The organism is Cyanobium gracile UHCC 0281, assembly GCF_034931305.1.
Classification (GTDB): domain Bacteria; phylum Cyanobacteriota; class Cyanobacteriia; order PCC-6307; family Cyanobiaceae; genus Cyanobium; species Cyanobium gracile_A.
Window position 1 is genome coordinate 78,950 of record NZ_JAYGHY010000008.1, and the last position, 7,565, is coordinate 86,514.

Consider the following 7,565-nt stretch of genomic DNA (forward strand, 5'->3'; position numbering starts at 1 on the left):
CTGCAGCGGGACATCCAGGATATTCGCCGGAGACGCCCCTTCCGCCATGAATATCTCCGAAACTGAAGAATGAAACCATCGCTTCTCCATCGATCCAGCCATACGGCTCTGGGTGCTTCTCTGAGGGCTTCGCTTGCCGCGCTGCTGGGGGGTCTTGTCATCACCCTGGTCCTACTGATGGGCTACGTTTCAGGCGCGCTGGCCGCAGTCCCTCTAGAGCCAGATACCAGCCAGCAGCAGACGCTTCCAGAACCGCAGCAGCTCGCCCCTGTACAGAGCGCCGTTGATCAGTATCTCGCCTCCATTCCCGCGGATTTTTATACGCTAAAAACGGTGGCAGCCCTGAAGAGCGCGCTGGCCAGTGGGCGCACAGTGCTGATCGATGTGCGTCAACCTTCCGAGTACCGAACCGGCCACATCCCCGGAGCCATCAACATCCCCCTCAGGGAACTCGACCGCCACCTGGGCGAGATTCCAGCCGATCAGGACGTGGTTCTCTATTGCTCGACGGGCTATCGATCGGCCATGGGCGTGATGGCCCTGCAGCTGCAGGGGTTCAACCGCGTGCGCGGCTTTCCGCCGAGCCTCGCCGGCTGGCAAGCCGCCGGCGAGGCCTGATCGTTCCACCGTGGCGCCTACCCCATGGCGTGGAGCGTCATCGCCTGGTCTGGCGTCAGGTCGAAGCCCAGGACGCCATCGCCGGTGGGCACCGCCAGGTGCAGGGGAAGCGCTTCACTGGGCCGGGGCATCAAGGCGTCAAGGTCGAACTGGGCCGATCCAGCTGGAAGGGGCAAGCCAGCCTCTTTCTTGACCATTTCCACGCTGCGATTGGGCAAGCTCCACTCCTGGCCAGCAGAGTCGCTCAACACAAGTTGCTCCTTGTGATCCAGCGTGGTGTTGGCCTCCAGCGCATTGAGGCGGATTCGCAGACCTGAGGGATACTCCGGGAACGGCTGCTCGAAGACCCTGGCGTTGAGCCGATGACCAGCCCCATCACTGAGCGACCAGCTTTCGGCCGCAAGGGCAGGGACGGCTCCCAGCAGAAGAGCCAAAAGAAAGGGAAGGACGGCAAGGACGGATCTGCTCAGAAAAGCCGATCGACAGACGGGACGCTTCATGGCACGGGACTGGCATTGGCAATACAACGCTAACGCGATCAGCGCATGAAGGAGGCCCCTCTTGGCGCAGCAATGCCCCGGCCTGCCGCCGGATCACGCCGGATCGGAGCAGGGGCACGGCTGCGTGCGATTGAAGTTGGCGAAGTCGAAGCACTGACCCTGGCCCTCCTCCTCCTGCATCATGTCGACGAAGCCCTGGCCGAACAGCATCTGGGACGCCGGAACATTGTGATGGGCATAGATCGGCCGCTCCAGGGTTTCGTCAATACCACTGAACGCCATCACAAGTTCTGCCTGACTGGCCAGCAGCTCTTCGGATGTTCGTCCATGCAGGGGGCTGTGCTCATTGATCGGGTGCATCAGCGTCCAGGTGAGCAGAAACAGCGGTGAGCGATCGCGGTTCAGAAGCATCGGGTGGAGGCGTCGCATCCGGTGCCCCTCCGAGGTGCGCTCATCGATGGCGAGAAAGGCCTGAACCCTGGCCTCCAGAATGGTTTTGCGGCGCTCGTTGGCCAGACGAAACATCAAGGTGGGCTCTCCGTCGTAGTCATGAACCGTGACCACCTCGGAGAACAGGATCCGGGCCGTGGAACGGGAGAAGCGACTGAACGCCATCCCTGTCGTCAGGGCGATCACGATCAATCCCAGCAACGATTCGACGGTGACGACCAAATGGGTGAACAGGCTGCTGGGATGGAAGGCGCCGTAGCCGATTGAGCCCAGGGTCTGAACGCTGAAGAAGAAGGCCTCAAGGAAACTGGTGGTCTCGCCAGCCACCCCGGCAATGCCATGGGGATCGACCCAGAAGATCACGGCGAACAGCAGGTTGAGCAGCAGATACCCCGCGGCGATCAGCCCGAAGAAGCCCGGCCAGGGCACCGCCAGCATCAGGTGATTGGGGTGGCGCCAATGCCGGATCCAATCGCTCGGATTCACGGCGGTGAAGATCCCTCCGTGCTTCTGAAGCCGCACCGGAGGGGCACGCCGCTGAGCTGGAGCCATGCGCCTGACCCTGGACGTTACCCATCGATTTTATCTCTTTATGCGTATCTACGCATGTACTTCTGTGTGTCGTGGCCCTGAGTAACGGGGAGCCGGCCCAGAGTGATCCCCGAGAACGGGCTGATGAGATGGGCGCCTCCGCATCGGACCACCATCGCCACCACCGGGTTCTGATCGTGGGCGGTGGCTCCGCCGGGATCACCGTCGCCGCCCAGTTGCTGCGCGCCCGCCCCGGCCTGGATGTGGCGATCCTGGAGCCCGCCACCGTGCACGAGTACCAGTCCGGCTGGATTCTGGCCGGCGCCGGTCTGCTCCCCTACGCCCAGACCCAGCGACAGGAGGCCACCGTGATCCCGGCCGGTGCCGTCTGGATCCAGGACAGCGCCGCCAGCTTCGAGCCGGAGGCCCGCCGGGTGATCACCGCCGCCGGGGTCGCCCTCAGCTACGAGGTGCTGGTGGTGGCCACGGGCCTGAAGCTCGACTGGAGCCGCATCCAGGGCCTGCCGGAGGCCCTCGGCCAGCACGGGGTCGTCAGCAACTACTCCCACCCCCACATCGCCGCCACCTGGAAGGCGATCCGCGATTTCCATGGTGGAACGGCCCTGTTCACCCATCCGGCCACTCCGATCAAATGCGGTGGCGCCCCCCAGAAGGTGATGTATCTGGCCGACGACATTTTCCAGGCCACCAGCGGCGTGGGGGTGAACACCCGGGTGATCTTCTGCAGCGCCCTGGCCCAGCTCTATCCGGTGCAGGCGTACAACGCCACCGTGGAGCGCGTCGTGGAGCGCAGGGGGATCGAGACCCGTCTGTTCCACAACTTGGTGGAGGTGCGCGCCGAGGAGCGGCTGGCCGTCTTCGAGGTCAGGGGCGGGGGCCGGGAGCCCAGGCGTGAGGAGATTCCCTACGACCTGCTCCATGTCGTGCCGCCCATGGCGGCGCCGGACGTGATCGCCGCTAGCCCCCTGGCGATCCTCGGGCCGGGGGGCTGGGTGGAGGTCGACAAGTTCACCTGCCAGCACAAGCGCTTTGGCGACGTGTTCGCCCTCGGCGATGTGAGTTCCCTTCCCACGGCCAAAAGCCTGGCCGCTGTGCGTGGCCAGGCGCCGGTGCTGGTGGCCAACCTGCTGGCCTGGCTCGAGGGTCGCCCCCTGCCCGCCCAGTACGACGGCTACACCGCCTGCCCCCTGATCACCTGCTTCCACGAGGTGGTGATGGCGGAGTTCGACTACAGCCTCCAGCCGGTCAGCTCGTTTCTGGTGGATCCCACCAAGGAGCGCTGGAGCATGTTCCTGGTGGAAACACGTGTGTTCCCCTGGGTGTACTGGCACCGGGTGCTCAAGGGGCGCCTGCACGAAAGCCGCTTCCTCAAGCCGTTCGCGCCGCTGGTGCGCGCCCTGGGGCTGGCGCGCCGCGAGACTTGAGCAGCATCTGGGTGCCGATGGGCTGGCCAACAAGGTCAGCGATCACGCGACATTTCGCCTTGAACAGAAAAAAGAGCTGACCTGGCTCATCACTCAGGGATTCATAGTTCCCCTGCCCCTTGGCGATGATCAGGTCGGCGGCAGCAAAGCGATCGCGCAGGTCCTGGGTGCAATCCGACAGGATGGTTCCCGGGGCATCCGAGCCGTTGTCGATAACCTCCACCATCCGATCAAGCCCCACCCGCTTGGCATCCTCCTGAGTGGCATCATTGAGGACAGGTGATCCCCGTACAACCAGGGTGATTGTCCTGGGCAGCAACTGGTCAATCAGCAGGCGATCAATCGCGATTTCACCCGCATTATCCGCCAGATAGAGAATCGTTTCAGCCTCGAAGACGGCAGCACGGAACTGTTCCACATCGCCATGGAACGGATCCTCCAGAGCCCTCTCCAGGGCCTGCCGCACATCCTGCTCCGTGAGCCGGCCGTTGCTGCCCATATCGATGGCATTGCCGGCGATTGCCAGGCGGGCGGCCATCAGGAGAGGGTCGCTGCAGGCCTCCACCTCGGCCTGAAGCCTCGGGAGCATGTCCATCGCAACGCGGTTCTGCCAGGCTTTCGTCTCGCAGTAGGGGTCGACCACGCCCGTCATCTCCCGAAGACGTCGGTGCAGGCACTGCGCCATCGCAGGTGGTGATGCTGTCAGGTCCATGTCTTCGGCCCAATGCAGCGCCTCCCTGAGCAGGCGCTCATGGATCGATGCATCGGCGGTGACCAGACGGGCAGCGTCCAATGACTGACGCAGCAGACAAGGAATGCAATCCAATGAAGTGTTCATGGCGACTAACGATGCAATCGCGCTGCAGGAAGATCTCAATCTGCAGCATCAGGACTACCGGAGCAGATCGGGACTCTCTGGCAGCGGTTGCCTAGAAGAGTGACATGCCAGGCGGACCCTGGCGTTTTGCGTGCCCACGCTAATGACGGCCTGCGTCTGCACACGCTTTGGATATCCGCCTGCATCGCATCGGGCGATCTGATTAGGTTGAAAATGTCCCCGAAGAAAACCACAAGCTAATGAAAAGAATTCTTGCTTTATTCGCATCCATGGTGATGACGCCCTGGCACCGCTTGGTCGGCATCGGCCGTGCTGGGATCGTGGCGATCGGGCTGTTCGTCCTGGCATCGCTCCTGTCGCCATCGGCCGCCTCGGCCGCTGAAACCGATGGCAACTGGAACCTTGATGACGGCGTGGGGCACCGCCTGGGCGTCATGCTCTACGAACAATCAGACATCAACGCGGCCACGGGTCTGCGTTTACGCCTGAATGCTGAGTCCCCCAGGCTGACTCTGGACCATGCCCGTCCCCTGCTGCTCAGTGATGGCAAGGATCAGGACTGGCGTCTCGCCAACCGCAGCGATGAGCTCACGGCCTCTGCCGATGGTGCCATCCCGGCCACGTCCTCCCAGTTCGACGCCGGCTGCCTCGAACCGACCCCTGCCGATGGCCTGCCCCTGAGGATCACGGTGCCGAGTTCCTCCGGAGATCTGAGCTTTGCCCTTTCGCCGGGTCAGGTCCAGACCTTGCACTCCCTGACGGACGCCTGCATGAACTGACGACCGCGTGAGAGCGGCGCAGGCCTCGGTACCTTGTTCCCATGCGCCTGCTGCACACCTCCGACTGGCATCTGGGTCGCAGCTTCCATGGGGCCTCGCTGCTGGACGAGCAGGCGGCAGCCATCGAGCGGATCGCAGCGCTGGCGCGTGAGCACGCCGTGGATGCGGTGCTGATCGCCGGCGACCTCTACGACCGGGCCATCCCGCCAGCCGAGGCCGTGGACCTGTTCAACAAGGCCCTGGCCCAGCTCAGCACCGGCGGCACCGCCGTGGTGGCCATCGCCGGCAACCACGATTCCCATGTGCGGGTGTCGGTGTATGACCCGCTGCTCTCGGCCTTCGGGGTCACGGTACGGGGCGACGTGGGCCGGGCCCAGGAACCGGTGCTGGTGACGCCCCGGGCCGGCGGCCCGCCGGTGGCCATCTATCCCCTTCCCTACCTGGAGCCGGCGGTGGTCGGGCCGGCCCTGGCCGGCGAACCGGTGCGCCTGCGCCACGAGGAGGTGACCCGCCTGGCCATCGAGCGGATCCACGCCGATCGACGCGCGCGGCCGTCGCTGCGGTCGGTGCTGGTGGCCCACACCTTCGTGGCCGGCGGGGAAACCTCAGAGTCGGAACGGGAGCTCACCATCGGCAACGTCGACCGGGTGAGCGTGGCCGCTTTCGACGGCTTCGATTACGTGGCCCTGGGCCATCTGCACGGCTCCCAGCAGCTGGACGGCCCCCGAGTGGCCTATTCGGGCACCCCCCTGGCCTATTCCTTCTCCGAGGAGCAGCACGTCAAGTCGGTGCGGATCGTGGAGCTGGCCGCCGACGGGACGCCATCAGTGCAGGTGGTGCCCCTGGGGGTGGGCCGGCGCCTGTGCACCCTGCGGGGCCCCATCGACGAGCTCTGCGGAGATCCCCGCCACGCCGCCGCCAGCGAGGCGCGGGTGCGGGCGATCCTCACCGACGACAGCCTGCCCCTGCAGGCCATGGCCCGCCTGCGGGCCCGCTTCCCCCACATCGCCGAGCTGCGCCACGAACCCCCGGAGCTGACCCACGCCGGCGGCGCCGAGCGCCACCGCCAGGTGCGCCAGGCCCGTTCGCCGCTGGAGCTGGCCAGCGCCTTCTTCGCCGACCAGCACGGCCAGCCGCCCAGCGAGCCGGAGGCCGAGCTGCTGCGGGCGGCCCTGACGGCGGCGGAACGGGGAGGGGAGCACTGAAGCCCCACCGGCTCGCGATCGAGGCCTTCGGGCCCTATGCCGATCCGGTGGCGATCGACTTCGACGCCCTGGCCGCCGAGGGGCTGTTCCTGATCCATGGCACCACCGGCGCCGGCAAGACCTTCCTGCTCGATGCCCTCTGCTTCGCCCTCTACGGCGAGGTGTCGGGCGACCGCAGCGTCAAGGGGCTCCGCTCCGACCACGCCGCCCCCGGCGCCGTACCCCGGGTGAGCCTGGAGTTCTCCTGCGGCGACGCCCGCTACCGGGTGGAGCGCGTGCCGGCTCATAAGGCGCCGAAGATTCGGGGCCAGGGCTTTACCGACAAACCGTCCCAGGCGTTCCTGTTCCGGCTGGCCGCCGGTGGGGACGAGCAGCCGGTGGCGGCCAAGACCACCGAGGTGGACAAGGAGGTTGTGGCCCTGGTGGGGCTCAATGCTGCCCAGTTCCGCCAGGTGATCCTGCTGCCCCAGGGGCGCTTCGCCGAGGTGCTGCGGGCCAAGGCCGAGGAGCGCGAAGCCCTGCTCAAGACCCTCTTCGACACGGTGATCTACGAGCGGGCCGGCTGGTGGCTCGAAGACCAGGCCCGCACGGCGCGGAACCTGGCGCTGGACCAGGCCCGGGAGCAGGAGGTGCTGCGGCGCCGGGCGGCCGACGCCTGGACCCCCCACACGCCCGAGCCGCCGGAGGGGGCCGAGCCGCCGGCGCCGCCCGCTGACCAGGCCGGCCTCGAGGCGCTGGTGGGGCAGATCGGCGTGGTGGTGCAAGGCACCGAAGCCGCCCTGCAGGAAGCCTCCGCCAGCCTGACAGCGGCCCAGGCGGCCCAGGCGGCTCTGACGGCGCAGGCGGAGCGCTGGGACCGGCGCGCCGCCGCCACCGCCCGGCTGGGTGAACTGGACGCCAAACGGGAGACGGTGGCGGAGTACCGCCAGAAGCTCGCGCTGGCGGAGCGGGCCGAAACGTTGCGCCCCAGCCTGGTGGCTGAACAGGGGGCCCGCCGCGCCCTCGCCCTGGTGGAGCGGGGGCTGCAGGAGCAACTGCGCGCAGCGCTCCAGGCCAGGGACGGGGCGCGGGCGCTGCCGCCGTCGGTACGGGAGCTGGATCTGACGGCCCTGCCCTCCGCCGAGACCCTCGCGGCGGCCGGCGCCGACCTGGCTGCCCGGGGGGCCGAGGTGCGGGAGCTGGCCCGCAAGGCCGAAGAG

The 7,565-nt window shown here is 66.8% G+C and carries 8 protein-coding genes; 5 read left to right on the plus strand and 3 right to left on the minus strand.

The window, feature by feature from the left end:
* The first annotated feature begins 69 nt into the window (after positions 1–69).
* Positions 70–618, plus strand: a complete 549-nt coding sequence (locus tag VB739_RS04505) for a rhodanese-like domain-containing protein (RefSeq protein WP_323355923.1) — start codon at positions 70–72, stop codon at positions 616–618.
* A gap of 17 nt (positions 619–635) precedes the next feature.
* Here VB739_RS04505 and VB739_RS04510 read toward each other — a convergent pair whose 3' ends face one another.
* Both VB739_RS04510 and VB739_RS04515 read right to left on the minus strand, forming a co-directional pair.
* Positions 636–1,052: a DUF3122 domain-containing protein gene (locus VB739_RS04510; RefSeq protein WP_323355924.1), complete on the minus strand. Its 417-nt coding sequence runs from the start codon at positions 1,050–1,052 to the stop codon at positions 636–638.
* A 159-nt stretch (positions 1,053–1,211) separates the two neighbouring features.
* Positions 1,212–2,120 carry an ion channel gene (locus tag VB739_RS04515; RefSeq protein ID WP_323355925.1) on the minus strand — a complete coding sequence of 303 codons (909 nt, stop codon included), beginning with the start codon at positions 2,118–2,120 and terminating at the stop codon, positions 1,212–1,214.
* A 128-nt stretch (positions 2,121–2,248) separates the two neighbouring features.
* Between VB739_RS04515 and VB739_RS04520 the strand changes: the two genes are divergently transcribed.
* Complete coding sequence (locus VB739_RS04520) at positions 2,249–3,544, plus strand: FAD/NAD(P)-binding oxidoreductase (protein WP_323355926.1); 1,296 nt, start codon at positions 2,249–2,251, stop codon at positions 3,542–3,544.
* On the opposite strand, the gene VB739_RS04525 is transcribed toward VB739_RS04520, so the two are convergent.
* On the minus strand, positions 3,489–4,382 hold the full coding sequence (locus VB739_RS04525; RefSeq protein WP_323355927.1) for a damage-control phosphatase ARMT1 family protein: 894 nt from the start codon (positions 4,380–4,382) through the stop codon (positions 3,489–3,491). The two genes, VB739_RS04520 and VB739_RS04525, sit on opposite strands and share 56 nt — an antisense overlap.
* A gap of 269 nt (positions 4,383–4,651) precedes the next feature.
* Between VB739_RS04525 and VB739_RS04530 the strand changes: the two genes are divergently transcribed.
* From VB739_RS04530 to VB739_RS04540, 3 genes are all read left to right on the plus strand, one after another.
* The gene (locus VB739_RS04530) at positions 4,652–5,161 is read left to right on the plus strand and encodes a hypothetical protein (protein WP_323355928.1); all 510 of its coding nucleotides are present in this window, start codon (positions 4,652–4,654) and stop codon (positions 5,159–5,161) included.
* Positions 5,162–5,202: 41 nt separating this feature from the next.
* The gene (locus VB739_RS04535) at positions 5,203–6,366 is read left to right on the plus strand and encodes an exonuclease SbcCD subunit D (RefSeq protein ID WP_323355929.1); all 1,164 of its coding nucleotides are present in this window, start codon (positions 5,203–5,205) and stop codon (positions 6,364–6,366) included.
* Positions 6,367–6,383: 17 nt separating this feature from the next.
* A partial coding sequence (locus VB739_RS04540) for an SMC family ATPase (RefSeq protein WP_323355934.1) occupies positions 6,384–7,565 on the plus strand: 1,182 nt, incomplete at its 3' end.